Here is a 17823-nt window from a genome sequence, read left to right as displayed (position 1 = left end):
CTTGAAAGCTCTATGTTAAAGTATTTCTAAAATATTCAGTAATAAATAATGGTCTTATGACTACTCAATATTTTTGATCGATCTTCGTGCGAGATACACTGCTTAAGCATTTGAAAATGATCTCAACACCAATAATGATTAAAATTTCACCTAAAATCAGAATTAAAGAGAATTGTCATTAAAACACTTTAAAATCATTGGTACAGGTGGCAAATTCCGTTATAATTTGGCGTTTTTAAACTTTTAGCCCGGTATGCTGGGGTGAATTTTTTTGTGAATTCGCACTTTATTTCCCAGACATATTATTTGCCAATACAGAATTAATGGAGTGACTTGGTTGTGAGTACTCGTTTTATGACATCAGCTGAAATTCGTGAAGCATTTTTGCGTTACTTTGAATCGCAAGGCCACACACGTGTCGCGTCGAGTTCTCTAGTTCCTGCCAACGACCCAACTTTGCTCTTTACAAATGCTGGTATGAACCAGTTCAAAGATTGCTTCTTAGGCCTAGAAAAACGAGATTATGTACGTGCAGTGTCATCACAAAAATGTGTTCGTGCTGGCGGTAAACATAACGACTTAGATAACGTGGGCTACACAGCTCGTCACCATACGTTTTTTGAAATGTTAGGTAACTTCTCTTTCGGAGATTACTTTAAACGTGACGCGATTAAATTCGCTTGGGATTTCTTAACCAATGAAAAATGGTTAGGTCTACCTAAAGACAAATTATATGCAACGGTTTATCACACTGATGATGAAGCATTCGACATCTGGAACAAAGAAATCGGTCTAGATGAGTCTCGCATTATCCGTATCGGCGACAACAAAGGCGGTCAATACGCTTCAGATAACTTCTGGGCAATGGGCGATACAGGTCCTTGTGGTCCATGTTCTGAAATTTTCTATGACCATGGTGATCACATTTGGGGCGGCTTACCAGGCACACCTGAAGAAGATGGCGACCGCTTCATCGAAATTTGGAACAACGTATTCATGCAGTTTAACCGTACTGCTGATGGCGTACTCCATCCGCTTCCTGCTCCGTCTGTCGATACAGGTATGGGCTTAGAGCGTATTTCTGCTGTTTTACAACACGTCAACTCAAACTACGAAATTGATCTATTCCAACACCTATTAAAAGCTGCAGCTGAAATTATTGGTTTAGATACTGCTGAACTTGAAGCGAAAGCGCAAGCGGAAGGCAAACCAGTTGAATACCCAGCATCACTTAAAGTCGTTGCCGACCATGCACGCTCTTGCTCATTCCTAATCGCTGATGGCGTAAACCCATCAAATGAAGGGCGTGGCTACGTTCTACGTCGTATCATCCGTCGTGCAGTTCGTCATGGTAACAAGTTGGGTGCGACAGGTTCATTCTTCCACAAAATGTTAAAGCCTTTAATTGAGGTGATGGGCGCTGCCTATCCTGAACTTGAAGCACAACAAGCGCGTATCGAAGCGCAACTTTTAAAAGAAGAAGAGCAATTTGCTAAAACCTTAGAACAAGGTTTGAAATTGCTTGAGGGCGAACTTGCGAACTTAAAAGGTTCTGTAATTCCAGGCGAAGTAGTATTCAAACTTTACGACACGTACGGCTTCCCAACTGACTTAACGGCTGACATCGCACGTGAACGTGATTTAACGATTGACGAAGCTGGTTTTGAAAAAGAAATGGCTGCTCAACGTCAACGTGCACGTGATGCGGGTAAATTCGCAATCGACTACAACAACGTTGTAAAAGTTGAAGGCGAAACTCAGTTTGACGGCTACGATGCAACTGCTGGTGAGGGTCAAATCATCGCAATCTATAAGGATGGCGAACAAGTTGATGAAGTCGTTGAAGGTGATGAAGCTTTAATCGTTCTAAACCAAACACCTTTCTATGCAGAAAGCGGTGGTCAAATTGGTGATACAGGTATCTTTAAAAACGATACAGGTATTTTCGAAGTTCAAGACACGAAAAAATCTGGTGGTGCGTTCGTTCACCAAGGTATCGTGACCATGGGTAACTTTAAAGTTACTCAAAATGTAGAAGCAACAGTTAAAGCAGACATTCGTGCAGCAACAGCACGTAACCACTCTGCGACTCACCTTCTACATGCTGCACTTCGTCAAATCTTGGGTTCACATGTTCAACAAAAAGGTTCATTGGTTGCTTCTGACGTGTTACGTTTCGACTTTGCCAATGATCAACCCGTGACATTTGAACAGATTCAAGAAATTGAACGTCTGGTAAATGCTGAAGTGATTGCCAATACGCCTGTAACAACCGAACTCCTTGACATCGAATCTGCAAAAGCTAAAGGCGCGATGATGTTGTTTGGTGAGAAATATGGCGAAGAAGTTCGCGTACTTTCTATGGGTTCAATCATTGAAGAGAAAAACTTCTCGATCGAACTTTGTGGCGGTATTCACGTAAAACGTACAGGTGACATTGGTCTGTTCAAAATCACTTCTGAAGGCGGTGTTGCTGCAGGTGTACGTCGTATTGAGGCAGTTACAGGTACGAAAGCAATTGAGGTGGCTCAAAAAGCTGATCGAGACATCAACACGATTAATGGCTTATTGAAAGCACAAAAAGATCAAACGATTGAGAAAGTTGAAGCCTTAGCGGACACAGCATCAAGCTTACAAAAGCAAATCGATCAATTGAATCAAAAACTTGCACATTTACAGGCGGGTGAACTACTTAGCCAAGTTAAGGAAATTGCAGGTCGCAAAACGTTAATCACGACTGTTCAAGGTATGGATGCGAAATCACTTCGCAATCTACACGACGGCGTGAAATCAAAATTAGAAAATGCTGTGATTGTCCTTGCAGGTGTTGAGGGTGACAAGGTGAGCTTGATCGCATCTGTAGCTAAAGACTTCACAGCTTCTATAAAAGCAGGTGACATCATTAAACACTTAGCAACTGAGCTAGGTGGTAAAGGTGGTGGTAAGCCTGATTTGGCACAAGGTGGCGCGCCACTTAACGAGAAGTTTGCTTCTGTCATGGCAGAATTAACTGCTTGGCTAGCTGCAAAATAAAACTTCACCTTTTGTGTAACTGACCTTGAACAACTCTTCAAGGTCATGGTTTATATGGAACAACTATGGCATTAATCGTTCAAAAATATGGCGGTACTTCAATGGGTACTCCTGAGCGCATTTTAAATGTTGCTCGTCGTGTAAAGCGTTGGCATGATCACGGCCACAAGGTTGTGGTTGTTGTATCAGCAATGAGTGGTGAAACTAATCGCCTACTCGCTTTAGCGAAAGCCATTACCGACACCCCTGACCCACGAGAATTAGACCAAATGGTTTCAACGGGTGAACAGGTAACGATTTCAATGTTAGCAATGGCACTGAATTCTATCGGTGTGGAAGCGAAATCTTTGACTGGACGCCAAGTTGGTATTAAAACTGACAGCTCATTCACAAAAGCACGTATTGAATCAATTGATACAGATGTCATGACTGAACAATTAGATGCTGGTCGTGTCATCGTTGTTGCAGGTTTCCAAGGTTTTGATGCTAATGGAAACACAACAACTTTGGGTCGTGGTGGTTCTGATACTTCTGGTGTTGCATTAGCAGCTGCACTCAAAGCGGATGAATGCCAAATTTATACAGATGTGGATGGTGTATATACAACAGATCCACGTGTTGCACCAAAAGCGAAGAAAGTTGATCGTATTTCTTTTGAAGAAATGCTTGAAATGGCTTCTCTTGGTTCTAAAGTTTTACAGATACGTTCTGTTGAGTTCGCGGGTAAATATCAAGTCCCTTTACGCGTACTATCTAGCTTCGACAATGAAAATGATGGCGCATTTGACGAAGAATTTAAAAACAACGTCGGAACACTTATCACTACTGAATTGGAAGACAACATGGAACAGCCAATTATCTCTGGTATCGCATTTAACCGTGACGAAGCTAAATTAACTATCTTAGGTGTGCCTGATCTTCCTGGTATTGCATCTAAAATTTTAAAACCGATTGGTGATGCTAATATCGAAGTGGATATGATCATCCAAAACGTTGAAGAAGATGGTACAACTGACTTCACATTCACAGTCAATCGTGGTGAACTTGCTAAAGCTAAAAAAATTCTTGAAGAAACTGCTCAAGCAATCGGTGCTCGTGAAGTTGCAACACGTGATGATATTGTAAAAGTATCTATCGTAGGTGTTGGTATGCGCTCTCATGCTGGTGTTGCAAGTAAAATGTTTACAGCACTTGCTGATGAAGGCATCAATATCCTGATGATTTCAACTTCTGAAATCAAAATCTCTGTTATTATTGAAGAAAATTATTTAGAGCTTGCTGTTCGCTCACTTCACACTGCGTTTGGTCTTGACCGCGAACATGGTGAGTCTAGCGCACGTGCTTAATTTTCTGCCATGAGTTAGCAGAAACAATGCATACTTGATGAAGAAATATTCAGAGCCACTATAGTTTTTCCTATAGTGGCTCTGTTATATTAGGTCTAGAGGTTTATGGGATAATTTCAATAGTCCTGTGCGAATGGTTAAATTCGTCACATTTATCTATTAAAATATTTCGTGGTGCCGAGGTTGTTATTTTCACTTTTTGAAAAAACTATCGCAGGTTTAGCGTTTAAGCAAGGAGATAAACATGCTGATTCTCACCCGTCGTGTTGGTGAAACATTAATGATTGGGGATCAAGTCAGTGTCACTGTACTTGGTGTAAAAGGTAACCAAGTGCGAATTGGTGTGAATGCGCCTAAAGAAGTATCTGTACATCGTGAAGAAATCTATCAACGAATTCAGCATGAACGTGCGATGCATGAGCACTTGCAACATCTTGACCAAGATTACCAACCTTCTTACGAAGAAGAGAATTACACTCAAAATGATTTCAATCGTTGATTAGAAATGATTTTGTGACTAAAGCGGCTAAATTTAGCCGCTTTAAATTTTTGGTGTTTAAGCTGTTTAAAGTCCCAATGATTTGCGTACTGGACCAAAACTACGCCTGTGCTCTTCAACCACGCCAAACTGTGCAATCGCTTCAAAATGAGCTTTGGTCGGGTAGCCTTTATGTTTTGCAAAACCAAACTGAGGATATTTAGAATCAAGTTCTAACATTTGATGATCACGTGTCACCTTAGCCAGGATACTGGCAGCAGAAATTTCTGGATGTAATGCATCTCCTCCAACTACAGCATCACAACTCATACTCAATCCTTGGGGAATTTTATTACCATCAACCAATACATGTTGTGGTTGCACAGTCAATTGTTCAACGGCACGACGCATTGCCAACAACGAAGCATTCAATATATTGAGTTCATCAATTTCGTGATGACTCGCTTCAGCGATAGCCCAAGCTAGTGCTTTTTCTTTGATCTCTATAAATAATTTTTCACGTTTCTTTTCACTGAGTTTTTTAGAATCATTTAACCCAAGAATCGGATTGTTAGGATCCAAAATTACAGCAGCCGCAACGACCGATCCCACCAGTGGACCGCGCCCTGCTTCATCAGCACCAGCAATCAACATCATTTTCCTAATTTATCCTTAAAAAAATAGGCCGATCAAAATCAGCCTATTCATATATCTTTAAAATTAACGTACAGCTTCAGCTACACATTCATTAATAGTTTTAGTCACGATATTGCTGACGATTGTTGCACGTGCTGTTGGATCAATCGCTGCTGTAGCCAAATCAACCGTAGTTACGCTTTGAGGAGCTTTTTCACTTACACATCCACAAATTTCACCTTGGATATTTTCTTTCTGCTCTGCAGTCATTAATTTCGTTGCAGTTTTCCACGCAGAAATATTGTTCAATTCAGTTGTGCATTTTGCATTGATCGCAATTTTAAGTGCAGCCGAACCTAACTGTTGAGTGGTATTTGCGGCAGGTGATGATGTCCCTGTTGTACCTGTAGCACAAGCTCCGAGCACTAATGTCATTGGTGCGAGTAAAGCGATTAATTTTTTCACAGTATTGTCCTTATGATCTTACGAATTGAGCTATTTTGCCTAATGTAACATCATGAAGAAATAGATTTTTTGTATTTCCCGACTATATGTTCAGTTATAAGTCGCATTCCGTTGCATATTTTCAACACTGTGTCCCATTTCAATACTTATAAATAATTTATGCTTAAATTATTATGTGCGAAATTCAATCATAAGTTTATATCATGAATAATAAATCCAAATATTACACACGTACAGCTCAAGTCTTGCATTGGGTCATGGCGATTATTTTTATCACGGCGTGGGCGATCGGCTTTTATAGCGGCAATTTTTTAAGTTATGAAGTAGATGGTAGCTTCAAAGGTGACGTCATCACGCTTCACAAAAATATTGCAACCACCATTATTTTTCTGGTCGTGGTTCGTATCTTTTGGCGCTACACTCATCCTGCACCCGAGTTACCAGAGACAATGTCTCCCCTTATGAAAAAACTCGCACATTTAGGGCATCTTGGACTTTATTTTATGCTTCTGGCTTTACCAATTACGGGTTGCTTATGGAGTTGGAGTCTCGGCTACCCTGCACCAGTATTATTCTTATTTGATCTACCTGCTTTAATAGGTGAGAATCCTCAAGTAACTGAAATTGTAAAACCACTTCATATTTGGATTTCTTGGGCTGCAGGTTTACTTTTACTCGGACATATTGCTGCGGCATTAAAGCATCACTTTATAGATAAAGATCATGTCTTAGACAGCATGACCAAACAACCTAAAGATTGATTGAGTACGGCTCTAAATTTCTGACTTAGATTTAGAGCTAATCACACATGCTTTTAGGCTATTCAACATGGCTTTTCGAATGACTTCTTGCTTGATATCTTCGTTAACTGTTGCTTTGGCAAGTTCCTGAGCCGGAATATCTTTTAAAGCATGATTTGATACACAATCACAGGTTTCTAATTTTAATTTCTTTTTGTTTTCTTCATTCATTAAATATGGCGTTATTTTCCATATTTTTGAATGGTCGACTTCACGCTCACATTGATACTGGATGACAGGCTTTAATATACGCTGTGTCAATGTCGTATTTGCATTCGCGATAACTACGGGCAACATTAGCAGACTCAGGCAAAACAAAGACTTCAATTTCAACATCACATTCGGCTCTATTGTTTAAAGCATATTAAACCAAAGGTGGGATTTTGCCCCCACCTTCCAGTATTTTACATAAACAAGTTTAACTGTTTTAAGTTGCGAGAATTTTATCTTTCCACTTTTGTGTTTGCACATCGGAAATAAACGATGCTTCAAATGAATTTATAGCGAGTTGCTTTAATTCATAATTTGTTAAATCTAAGGCCTCAGCAATCGCAATAAAGTTATCATTCATATACCCACCGAAATAAGATGGATCATCTGAATTGACGGTTACATGCACACCCTGCTGTAACAAACGGCGAATATTATGATCTGCCATATCATCTACAACACAAAGCTTTAAATTTGATAATGGACAAACCGTTAAAGGCATTTTTTCAGCAATCAAACGCGCCAACAACTTTGGATCTTCTTCAGAGCGTACGCCGTGATCAATACGATTCACTTTAAGTACATCCAAAGCTTCCCAAACATATTCTGCTGGACCTTCTTCACCTGCATGAGCAACAACCAAAAATCCTTCATCACGCGCTTTTGTGAATACCCTTTCAAATTTAGAAGGTGGATGCCCAACTTCACTTGAATCTAACCCTACCCCAATAATTTGGTCTTTGTAAGGTAAAGCTTGTTCAAGTGTTTCAAATGCTGCCTCTTCACTCAAATGACGTAAGAAACACATAATCAAATGAGTTGTGATGCCTAATTTTACCTCAGCATCGTGGCAAGCTCGTTTTAAGCCTTTAATTACCGTTTCAAATGACACACCACGATCCGTATGGGTTTGCGGATCAAAAAACATTTCAGTATGAACCACTCGATCTTCTGCACATTTTTCAAAATATGCCCATGCAAGATCATAAAAATCTTGCTCATTGATCAATACATTCGCACCTGCATAGTAAATATCTAGAAATGATTGCAGATTGTGAAAATTATAAGCCTGTTTGACTTCTTCAACTGATTGATATGGGATTGCAATTTCATTGCGCTGAGCAATGGCAAACATCAACTCAGGTTCAAATGTCCCTTCAATATGGACATGAAGCTCAGCTTTAGGTAAAGCTTTAATTAACTCAACACGGTTCATTGCTACTCCTCATGAAACCAAAAAATAAAAAGGGTGCAAACTGAGTTTACACCCTTTTAAAAACTGTTAAAAATTAGCCGCCAAACATTGCAAATTTCAGCGCCCATAATACTGCGATAATCCATACCATGTATGGCACCGTAGATGCTTTACCAGTAAGTAACTTCACCAACGCATAACTGATAAAGCCCATGGCAATACCATCAGCGATTGAGTAAGTGAACGGCATAAACACGATCGTTAAGAAAGCAGGAACCGCTTCAGTAATATCATCCCAATCAATATGTGTAATACCCTGAATCATCAATACCCCTACAAAGAGTAAGGCTGGTGCAGTTGCAAATCCAGGAACAGATTGAGCCAACGGTGCTAAGAACAAACAAGCAATAAAAAGTAAGCCAACTATTACCGCTGTAAGACCTGTACGCCCCCCTGCTGCTACACCCGCAGAAGACTCAATATATGGTGTCGTTGATGATGTACCTAATGCAGCACCAGCAACAATCGCTGAAGAGTCGGCAAACAGAGCTTTCTTCAAACGTGGTAATTTGCCATCTTTGAGTAAACCAGCACGATGTGAAACACCAACCAGCGTTCCTGTTGAATCAAATAGATCAACTAAGAAGAACACAAAAATTACACCGATTAAACTTGCGGTAAATAAGCCTTCAAAATCCATTTGCATGAATGTTGGTGCAATTGAAGGAATTTGACCAATCACACCTTTAAATTCACTCAATCCTAGGAATGTTGAGATTGCAGTCAGCACTAAAATACTAATGATAATCGCACCACGTATTTTAAAGTGATGCATAACAACAACCATCAAAAAACCGAATAAGGCTAAGAGAACGGTTGGTTGTTTTAAATCACCTAAACCCACTAGAGTCGCAGGATTATCCACAATGATGCCAGCATTTTTCAAAGCGATTAATGCTAGGAATAAACCAATACCACCACCAATAGCCAATTTTAAAGACATTGGAATGGCATTCACGATCGCTTCACGAATTTTAAACATACTGATCGCGATGAAGACCAGACCAGACACAAATACCGCAGCTAAAGCGGTTTGCCAAGGCACACCCATTCCTAAACATACCGAATAGGTGAAATATGCATTTAAGCCCATACCCGGAGCTAATGCGATTGGGTAATTGGCAATAATACCCATGACAAAACAACCAATTGCTGCTGCCAAACATGTCGCAACAAATACCGCACCATGATCCATTCCTGTTTCAGACAGAATCATTGGATTGACAATGATGATGTAGCACATTGTCAGGAATGTCGTCATCCCTGCAATCATTTCAGTTCGAAAAGTTGTTTTGTTTTCGCTTAGTTTAAATAAGCGTTCAAGCAAACCCGCTGAAGAATTTGGATTTGTCATTGTCGAGCCCCTGCTTAAGATCGAGCGAGTCGTAAAAATTATTTAGATCATTTATTCAATGATTCATTGGCAAATGTAGCTCAGATGACGCATTCAATAAACGTACCAAAATGAAATTTCCGATAAATTGAAGCACAATTAAAAAAGCTGCAATAAAGCAGCTTTGATATGATGATCTATCAATTGAACAGTCGCTAGACAATTCGATCTATCGGGATATATTTTTAATTATAACATAGACTGAATTTGAAGGGCTGAATACACAGTCATAGGTTATAAAACGCTAAAATTTAATCTTTATTTAAATCACGTTAAAAAATATAAATTTAAATATACCCCTTAAAAAATCACTGATGATTTTTAGATCATTTAATTTTAAATGGTAAAGTAAATTAAGCTTGCTAACAGTGAATACTTTCTAAATTTGCACTCTTACCGATCAATATGAACATTATTTCATTTGGAGGTATTCCCAAATTAGGTAACCTAATCCAAAGCCCAAACAGGAATACGCAGTAATAATAAAGAAAACGAAACTTGCTTTATTCTTTTTTTTCAAGAAATTCATAATGCTCGCCTTAAGTTAACTCGTCATGCACTATGATAATGCATTTAGCTAATAATACCAGTTAAATAGAATTATTTCCCTTAAATATCAATAAATTACTATTTTTAATAAATACTATCAGTACTTTTCATAACAACTTCATTTTATGATAAAAAATTGAGCACCCTAACTAGATGCATCGATTTGCTGATCTTTAAAATAAAAAGACCACTCTTCATAGTGGCCTTTCATTCGATCAATTTTGTTGAGAAACAAAACGTGCTCTGGCAGCATGAAGCTTCTTATAGCTCTCAATAAGTTTTAAATGACGATCGAGACCTTCAAGTTGCATATTGGTTGGCGTCAATCCATAAAAACGCACATCACCTTCGATTGAGCCTATTGCAGCATCAACTCTCTCATCACCGAACATACGTCTAAAATTCGGTTCATAGTCTTCAATTTCCATCTCTTCATCTAACAATACTTCTAAAACGACATCCATGCATTGATAGAATAAACCGCGCTCTACAGTATTGGTGTTGTATTGTAAGAACTGTTCTACTTGGTCTTTCGCTTCTTCGAAATTTTCCAAAGCTAAGTTAATTAATAGTTTTAATTCAAGAATAGTTAACTGACCCCACACCGTATTATCGTCAAATTCAACACCAATCAAGGTAATAATATCGGTATAGTCATCCACTTCAACTTCTTCAAGTTTCTCTAGCAAAGCTTCGAGCTGTTCATTATCTAAACGATGTAAGTTAAGAATATCTTCTCTAAAGGCTAAAGCTTTATTGGTATTGTCCCAAACCAGATCTTCAACCAAATACACCTCAGAGTATCCTGGCACCAGAATTCGGCATGCAGTTGCACCTAAATGTTGGTATACAGCCATGTAAACTTCTTTACCCATCTCTTTTAGGATATTGAACATCTTTTCAGCTTCTTCAGCATTTGTATTTTCACCCTGACTGGTGAAATCCCACTCTACGAAATCATAATCAGATTTCGAACTGAAGAATCTCCAAGATACAACGCCCGATGAATCAATAAAGTGTTCCACAAAGTTATTTGGTTCTGTCAGGGCATGGCTATTGAAAGTAGGACGTGGTAAGTCATTTAAACCTTCAAAACTACGACCTTGTAAAAGCTCTGTTAGGCTGCGTTCTAATGCAACTTCAAAGTTTGGATGAGCCCCGAATGATGCAAAAACGCCACCCGTTCTTGGATTCATTAATGTCACGCACATGACTGGGAATTTCCCACCTAATGAAGCATCTTTGACCAGCACTGGAAAACCTTGCTCCTCAAGTCCCTTAATACCCTCAACTATTTTTGGGTACTTTGCTAGAACATGTTCAGGTACATCTGGCAGGGTAATTTCACCCTCTAAAATTTCGCGCTTAACCGCACGCTCAAATATTTCAGATAAACATTGTACTTGTGCTTCAGCCAAGGTATTTCCTGCGCTCATACCATTTGACAGATACAAATTTTCGATCAAATTTGAAGGGAAATATACAATCTCACCGTCTGACTGGCGCACAAATGGTAATGAACAGATACCTCTCTCAATATTGCCAGAATTTGTGTCGTACAGATGTGTGCCTAATAACTCATCTTCAGGATCGTAAATTTCAAGTGTATATTCATCTAAAATTTCTGATGGCAATTCACCATTTGGACCTGGTTGGAACCACTTTTCATCTGGGTAATGCACAAATTCAGCATTTGCGATTTCTTCACCCCAAAATTGGTCGTTATAGAAGAAATTACAATTCAAACGTTCAATAAACTCGCCTAATGCAGATGCTAAGGCACTCTCTTTCGTTGAACCTTTACCATTGGTAAAACACATTGGCGCTTGTGCATCGCGAATATGTAAAGACCATACGTTTGGCACTATATTCCGCCAAGACGCAATTTCAATCTTCATCCCTAAGCCCGCCAAAATTGCAGACATGTTGGCAATCGTTTCTTCAAGCGGCAAATCTTTGCCCGGAATAACAGTCACATTTTCCTTGGCAATATTTGGCATAAGTAAAGCTTGAGCATCCGCATCAATGCTTTCAACTTCCTCAATAACAAATTCAGGACCTGTTTGAATCACTTTTTTTACAGTGCAACGGTCGATTGAACGTAAAATACCTTGTCGATCCTTCTCAGAGATATCTGAGGGTAATTCGACTTGAATTTTAAAAATTTGTTTATAACGGTTTTCTGGATCAACAATATTATTTTGGGATAATCGAATATTTTCTGTAGGAATATCTCGTGCAGCACAATACACCTTTACAAAATAAGCTGCACATAATGCTGAAGACGCAAGAAAATAGTCAAATGGGCCTGGCGCAGATCCATCACCTTTATAACGAATAGGTTGATCGGCAATAACCGTGAAATCGTCGAACTTTGCTTCCTGTCGAAGATTGTCGAGATAATTGACTTTGATTTCCATGCAGGCACCTACAGAACTTATCCAAACAGCTAGATAAGTTAAAAATAAATTAAAACGCATTGTAATCAGAAATGCTTGCAAATTGAATGAAAGTTTTTTAAATCCTCCCCTTAAGCTCTCTCTAATTGGGCGTTATCAGTGTTTTATTTACAAAAATTTTAATAAAAAAAGCTGGTACCGAAGTACCAGCTTTTTTTAATCCGCCAAACTGAAATTCAGTTCAAATTAAGTGTTATTAGATGCTTGCAATAGCAGCATTTAAAGTTGCACTTGGACGCATAACTGCATTTACTTTCTCTTGATCGATTGCGTAGTAACCACCGATATCAACAGATTTACCTTGAACTTCTGCAAGTTCAGCAACGATCTTCTCTTCATTTTCAGCTAAAGTCTTCGCTAAAGTAGAGAATGTCGCTTTTAATTCAGCATCTTCGTCTTGAGCTGCTAATTCTTCAGCCCAGAACTTAGCTAAATAGAAATGGCTACCACGGTTGTCTAACTCACCTGTACGACGTGATGGAGATTTGTCGTTGTCAAGTAATTTACCAGTTGCAGCATCCAATGTTTTCGCAAGAAGTTTAGCTTTAGGGTTGTTTTCTTTAATACCAAGCTCTTCAAGTGAAACAGCGAGTGCAAGGAACTCACCTAAAGAATCCCAACGTAAGTGGTTTTCTTCAACAAGTTGTTGTACGTGTTTAGGTGCTGAACCACCTGCACCGGTTTCGTACATACCACCACCCGCCATTAAAGGCACGATAGACAGCATTTTCGCAGAAGTACCAAGCTCCATAATTGGGAACAAGTCAGTGAGGTAGTCACGTAGAATGTTACCCGTTACAGAGATTGTATCTAGACCACGAGCAACACGTTCAAGTGTGTAACGCATTGCACGTACTTGAGACATGATTTGGATGTCTAGACCATCTGTATCGTGATCTTTTAAGTATTTTTGAACTTTCTTGATCAATTCGTTTTCGTGTGGACGGTATGGGTCTAACCAGAAGATTGCTGGCATACCAGAGTTACGTGCACGTGTTACAGCTAGTTTTACCCAGTCGCGGATCGGTGCATCTTTCACCTGACACATACGCCAGATATCACCTTCTTCCACGTTTTGAGACATTAAAACTTCGCCAGTTTCGATATCTGTGATGTTAGCTACACCAGCTTGCGCGATTTCGAATGTTTTGTCGTGTGAACCGTATTCTTCAGCTTTTTGAGCCATTAGACCAACGTTAGGTACAGTACCCATTGTGCGTGGGTCGAAGTTACCATTCCACTTACAGAAGTTGATCATTTCTTGGTAAATACGCGCAAATGTAGATTCAGGCATTACTGCTTTACAGTCGTAAGGCTTACCGTCAGCACCCCACATTTTACCACCACCACGGATCATTGCAGGCATAGAAGCATCTACGATCACGTCGTTTGGAGAATGGAAATTAGTGATACCTTTTGCTGAATCCACCATTGCTAAAGCGGGACGGTGTTCTTGACATGCGTGTAGATCTTCGATGATCTCTTCACGTAAAGAAGTCGGTAAAGTTTCGATCTTCTCGTAAAGACCAGCCATACCGTTGTTTACGTTAATACCTAGTTCGTCGAACAGTTTACCGTGTTTTTCGAACGCTTCTTTGTAATAAATCTTCACACAGTGACCGAATACGATCGGGTGTGAAACTTTCATCATGGTTGCTTTAACGTGTAAAGAGAACAAGATGCCCGCTTCTTTACAATCATCTAATTCTTTTTCATAGAAGTCGCAAAGTGCTTTCTTGCTCATGAACATAGAATCGATGATTTCGCCGTCTTGCAGTGCAACTTTGTCTTTAAGAACGATGGTTTCACCAGAATTGGTGATCAGTTCCATTTTCACATTGCGAGGACGATCTAAAGTCATAGACTTTTCGCCGTGATAGAAGTCACCTTCATCCATGTGAGAAACGTGAGTTTGTGACCACTGTTTCCACTCACCCATAGAATGTGGGTGTTTTTTCGCATAGTTTTTAACTGCAGCAGGCGCACGACGGTCAGAGTTCCCTTCACGCAATACTGGGTTTACTGCTGAACCTAAGCATTTACCAAAACGTGCTTTGAGTGCTTTTTCTTCTTCAGTCGTAGGATTCTCAGGATAATCTGGAATTGCATAGCCTTTTGATTGAAGCTCTTTGATACATGCAGTCAACTGAGCTACAGATGCACTGATGTTTGGAAGTTTGATGATGTTTGTGTCTGGATCTTGTGTAAGACGACCTAATTCTGCAAGATTGTCTGATACTTTCTGCTCTTCGCTAAGGTATTCAGAGAATTCAGCGAGCACGCGTGCTGCAACTGAGATGTCAGTTTTTACAATCTCAACACCAGCAGGCTTAGTAAAGGTCTCAATGATCGGCAGTAGTGAGTAAGTCGCCAGTAATGGCGCCTCGTCGGTCAGTGTGTAGATGATAGTTGACTTTCCACCAGCCATATATAGCCCCTTGCTTTGGATTGAGTTACAGAGCACCGAACTTTTGGTCCAGTCTCTTAGAACCGATTTGCTTAAATTAAAACGTTGAGAGTATCGTTCTTCGTCGCATTTCAGTCAATGAAATAAGCTTTTAGTACGCTATTTTGATGAAATAACATACAAAATAGTATCCATCTTTAGTTTGATAATACTGTATGAATTTCATTACTTCTGAATGAAAAGTGAAGAACTGGTAATGAACGTTGATCTCAACTTCCCTGTAATATGAACATTATACGTGTCTCATATTTAAACAGGATGGCAAAAGCGTACATTTCGGGCGTTATTGTAAGTGTTAATGTACAGGTATATTAATAAATTACGGAAATACCCAATATTTAGATTAAAGCATTTTGGGTATTTATACTTAAAATATATAATTTAATATCAAATTTAATCATTTTAATTTTCTTTAATTTAAAAAATACCGCCCTGATGGGCGGTATTTTTTTATCAATAGATAATTTGATGATTATTTATCAAATCATCCAAGGATACATTTGAATGTTGATTTAACAAAGTTACAAAATGCTGACTTTGATAAGTCTGTCCTTCGCCATCACGATCAATTGAAATCACAGCTTCTTTACTATCAGAATTATAGTCAACCGTTACAAACTCAGATAAGTTAGCATCAGTTGCCTCATCAGAGAGCAATGCCATGATATCGATACTATCTTGACTACCTAATGTAAAGTTATCAATTTCCGCATTAATATCCTGATCCAGATCAAAATCTTTATTTAATATTGAATGGATAAGATAATCTTCAGACTCAATATTCAAAAGATTTGCTTTAGCAACAGCTTTAGTTGTGAAATCTGCTTGAGTCAACGTAGTAAGCTTATTCGCAGTAGAATAATTCAGATTACCCGAAAGCTGAGTTTGTGCACCTTGGTCATCTACAAGCGTAATCGTCATAGACTTATTACCTGTAGTAGTATCACGATACATTAAGCTGTTTAGAGCATCTTCGTAATCTTCTTTACTTGCTTTACCAGATAGTGTGATGACCCAATCACTCCCTACCTTAGCTTGAGTCGCAGTGATCCCTTTCGGAAGTACTGGAATAAATTCATCACCTGAAACATAGTTTTTTACCGCGATTTCAACTTTTGATAGATTTGCACTATCAACATCATCAAGACTAAATTTCCCTCGGCTAGTGACTGTCATATAGCCTTTCATCGCATCCACACCTACACCATCAATATTAATAATATCAATAGTATTACTGCCTACCTTGAAATCAGGTAAGCGAAGACCACTCTCCTCACTAGCATCATAGAAGATTTCTTCAAGCTGCGTTGAACTAGTGCTACGCGTTGCAAAGAATCGGATTCCATCTTCATTCATAATGATCTGGAATCTTGGCAGACCATTCGAGTTAGCATTCCATGGTGCACCACTTGACAACCATGTTCCATCCGCAAACTTCAAAGCAACCTCTTGAGGAGTTGTTAAAGCATTATCCTGCACCTGGAAAACTTCTTTAATATGGATATAAGTACCATTTACTTTAATTGCAAACGAGTTATCCAGTTTTTCCAGGTTAACTACTACCTGCGTAGTTTTTGTATCCTGAGTATTGCCAATATTAAAGTTAAAGGTGTGTGTCTTATGATTTGTACCTCCACTGTTGCTATCACTTAAACTGCCATTTTCGAAGCTGCCATTGCTATTATTACCTACAATAACAGGAATAATTGCAGCTTCTTTCTGCTCAATTACCGGTGCATCATTTCGACCAGTAATATCAATCGTTAATGTGCTGGTACTTTCATAGCCACGCTCATCCACAATAGTATAAGTAATTGTTTCTGATACTTCTTGATCTTTCTGCAAAGCTTGAGTATCAGGATTGGTATTATCCAACTCATAGATGTACTGACCATCTTGATCGATCGTCAATTTACCGTATTTAGTTGTAATACTTTGATTTGCTTCAACAGTAGTTCCATTAAATACAAAGCCAGTCACTAAGGTACCTGCTTCATCATTAACAAGAACATTACCTTCTGCTACAGGAATACCAGGATCATTAACACCAGCCTCAATCACTGAAGCACGGTCAGTTTGTGTCTTAGGCGGAACCGTGTCAACTTTTCCAGTAACAGTAACATCTTCGCTTGGATTACCAGCATCATCGATATATTCACCTGGAACAAGCACAGTAATATTGCCATCAATACCTTGCGGAACTTTTGTGATATAACTGCCATCTGGTTGTTCTTCAAATTCAAGATTTGGAATCACTTGACCAGACGGATTTTTCACGATGATGTCTTCAGGATTTTTACTTGAATCCGTAACATCATCTGGATATTTCACAATGATCGAACCATCTGGAGTAATAGTCACTTCCGCTTTTGGTGGCAATGTATCTACATTGGTTGCAGGTGTTGTGACCTCTTCTTTACCTGGGTTACCTGCATCATCAGCATACGAGTCAGTTGGTACAGTCACAGTGATGTCAGCATCAACATTCGGTGGAACTTGACCTGTCACCACATAAGAACCATCTGGTTGTTTCACAGCTTCATCAAATGGAACTGTGATTGGACCATTTGGACCTTCGACCACGATCTTATCGGTATTAATCGAATCAGGATCAATATCATCAGGATAAGTCACAATGATTTGACCATCTGGCGTAATCGTCACTTGCGCTTTTGGCGGTAATGTATCCACATTGGTTGCAGGTGTTGGGACATCTTCACCAGGATTACCTA

General features: G+C 39.1%; 13 protein-coding genes. 4 read left to right on the top strand and 9 right to left on the bottom strand.

Features of this window, described 5'->3' with window-relative positions:
* Nucleotides 1–339: 339 nt before the first annotated feature.
* From alaS to csrA, 3 genes are all read left to right on the top strand, one after another.
* The gene (gene alaS, locus AC1M9H_RS00065; RefSeq protein ID WP_481612472.1) at nucleotides 340–3033 is read left to right on the top strand and encodes an alanine--tRNA ligase; all 2694 of its coding nucleotides are present in this window, start codon (nucleotides 340–342) and stop codon (nucleotides 3031–3033) included.
* Between the two features lie 65 nt (nucleotides 3034–3098).
* Nucleotides 3099–4379 carry an aspartate kinase gene (locus tag AC1M9H_RS00060; RefSeq protein ID WP_092766113.1) on the top strand — a complete coding sequence of 427 codons (1281 nt, stop codon included), beginning with the start codon at nucleotides 3099–3101 and terminating at the stop codon, nucleotides 4377–4379.
* Between the two features lie 244 nt (nucleotides 4380–4623).
* A complete protein-coding gene (csrA, locus tag AC1M9H_RS00055) occupies nucleotides 4624–4878 on the top strand; it encodes a carbon storage regulator CsrA (protein WP_035265869.1) in 255 nt (84 codons plus the stop codon).
* A 66-nt stretch (nucleotides 4879–4944) separates the two neighbouring features.
* Here the strand turns inward: csrA and rnhB are convergent, their stop codons facing one another.
* Nucleotides 4945–5511: a ribonuclease HII gene (gene rnhB, locus AC1M9H_RS00050; RefSeq protein WP_481612695.1), complete on the bottom strand. Its 567-nt coding sequence runs from the start codon at nucleotides 5509–5511 to the stop codon at nucleotides 4945–4947.
* Nucleotides 5512–5577: 66 nt separating this feature from the next.
* Nucleotides 5578–5958, bottom strand: a complete 381-nt coding sequence (locus AC1M9H_RS00045) for a hypothetical protein (protein ID WP_180027580.1) — start codon at nucleotides 5956–5958, stop codon at nucleotides 5578–5580.
* A 203-nt stretch (nucleotides 5959–6161) separates the two neighbouring features.
* Here AC1M9H_RS00045 and AC1M9H_RS00040 point away from each other — a divergent pair, with 203 nt between their 5' ends.
* Nucleotides 6162–6719 (top strand): cytochrome b, encoded by a 558-nt coding sequence (locus tag AC1M9H_RS00040; RefSeq protein ID WP_481612471.1) that lies wholly within the window; start codon nucleotides 6162–6164, stop codon nucleotides 6717–6719.
* 12 nt (nucleotides 6720–6731) lie between these two features.
* On the opposite strand, the gene AC1M9H_RS00035 is transcribed toward AC1M9H_RS00040, so the two are convergent.
* The 7 genes from AC1M9H_RS00035 to AC1M9H_RS00005 all read right to left on the bottom strand — a co-directional run.
* Nucleotides 6732–7055 (bottom strand): hypothetical protein, encoded by a 324-nt coding sequence (locus AC1M9H_RS00035; protein WP_481612470.1) that lies wholly within the window; start codon nucleotides 7053–7055, stop codon nucleotides 6732–6734.
* A 130-nt stretch (nucleotides 7056–7185) separates the two neighbouring features.
* Entirely contained in the window at nucleotides 7186–8184 is a 999-nt protein-coding gene (locus AC1M9H_RS00030) for an adenosine deaminase (RefSeq protein WP_481612469.1), read from the bottom strand.
* 73 nt (nucleotides 8185–8257) lie between these two features.
* Complete coding sequence (locus tag AC1M9H_RS00025; RefSeq protein WP_481589776.1) at nucleotides 8258–9577, bottom strand: NCS2 family permease; 1320 nt, start codon at nucleotides 9575–9577, stop codon at nucleotides 8258–8260.
* 451 nt (nucleotides 9578–10028) lie between these two features.
* Nucleotides 10029–10145 carry a hypothetical protein gene (locus AC1M9H_RS00020; protein ID WP_092766106.1) on the bottom strand — a complete coding sequence of 39 codons (117 nt, stop codon included), beginning with the start codon at nucleotides 10143–10145 and terminating at the stop codon, nucleotides 10029–10031.
* Between the two features lie 235 nt (nucleotides 10146–10380).
* Nucleotides 10381–12585 (bottom strand): OsmC domain/YcaO domain-containing protein, encoded by a 2205-nt coding sequence (locus AC1M9H_RS00015; RefSeq protein ID WP_092766263.1) that lies wholly within the window; start codon nucleotides 12583–12585, stop codon nucleotides 10381–10383.
* Between the two features lie 235 nt (nucleotides 12586–12820).
* Nucleotides 12821–15052, bottom strand: coding sequence for an NADP-dependent isocitrate dehydrogenase (locus AC1M9H_RS00010; protein WP_092766105.1), 2232 nt, complete (start codon nucleotides 15050–15052; stop codon nucleotides 12821–12823).
* 492 nt (nucleotides 15053–15544) lie between these two features.
* Nucleotides 15545–17823: VCBS domain-containing protein (locus AC1M9H_RS00005; protein ID WP_481612468.1), on the bottom strand; the 2279-nt coding region annotated here is incomplete at its 5' end.

It is taken from the genome of Acinetobacter sp. ANC_7512, assembly GCF_056779935.1.
Note: the sequence above shows the minus strand (reverse complement) of the source record. Positions and strands in the feature narration are given on the sequence as shown.

Excerpts from the sequence above, each read along its gene's own strand:
- rnhB (WP_481612695.1), bottom strand. The coding sequence starts at position 5,511 with ATGTTGATTGCTGGTGCTGATGAAGCAGGGCGCGGTCCACTGGTGGGA.
- AC1M9H_RS00030 (WP_481612469.1), bottom strand. The coding sequence starts at position 8,184 with ATGAACCGTGTTGAGTTAATTAAAGCTTTACCTAAAGCTGAGCTTCAT.
- AC1M9H_RS00060 (WP_092766113.1), top strand. The coding sequence starts at position 3,099 with ATGGCATTAATCGTTCAAAAATATGGCGGTACTTCAATGGGTACTCCT.
- AC1M9H_RS00040 (WP_481612471.1), top strand. The coding sequence starts at position 6,162 with ATGAATAATAAATCCAAATATTACACACGTACAGCTCAAGTCTTGCAT.
- AC1M9H_RS00025 (WP_481589776.1), bottom strand. The coding sequence starts at position 9,577 with ATGACAAATCCAAATTCTTCAGCGGGTTTGCTTGAACGCTTATTTAAA.
- AC1M9H_RS00020 (WP_092766106.1), bottom strand. The coding sequence starts at position 10,145 with ATGAATTTCTTGAAAAAAAAGAATAAAGCAAGTTTCGTTTTCTTTATT.
- csrA (WP_035265869.1), top strand. The coding sequence starts at position 4,624 with ATGCTGATTCTCACCCGTCGTGTTGGTGAAACATTAATGATTGGGGAT.
- AC1M9H_RS00015 (WP_092766263.1), bottom strand. The coding sequence starts at position 12,585 with ATGGAAATCAAAGTCAATTATCTCGACAATCTTCGACAGGAAGCAAAG.
- AC1M9H_RS00035 (WP_481612470.1), bottom strand. The coding sequence starts at position 7,055 with ATGTTGCCCGTAGTTATCGCGAATGCAAATACGACATTGACACAGCGT.
- AC1M9H_RS00010 (WP_092766105.1), bottom strand. The coding sequence starts at position 15,052 with ATGGCTGGTGGAAAGTCAACTATCATCTACACACTGACCGACGAGGCG.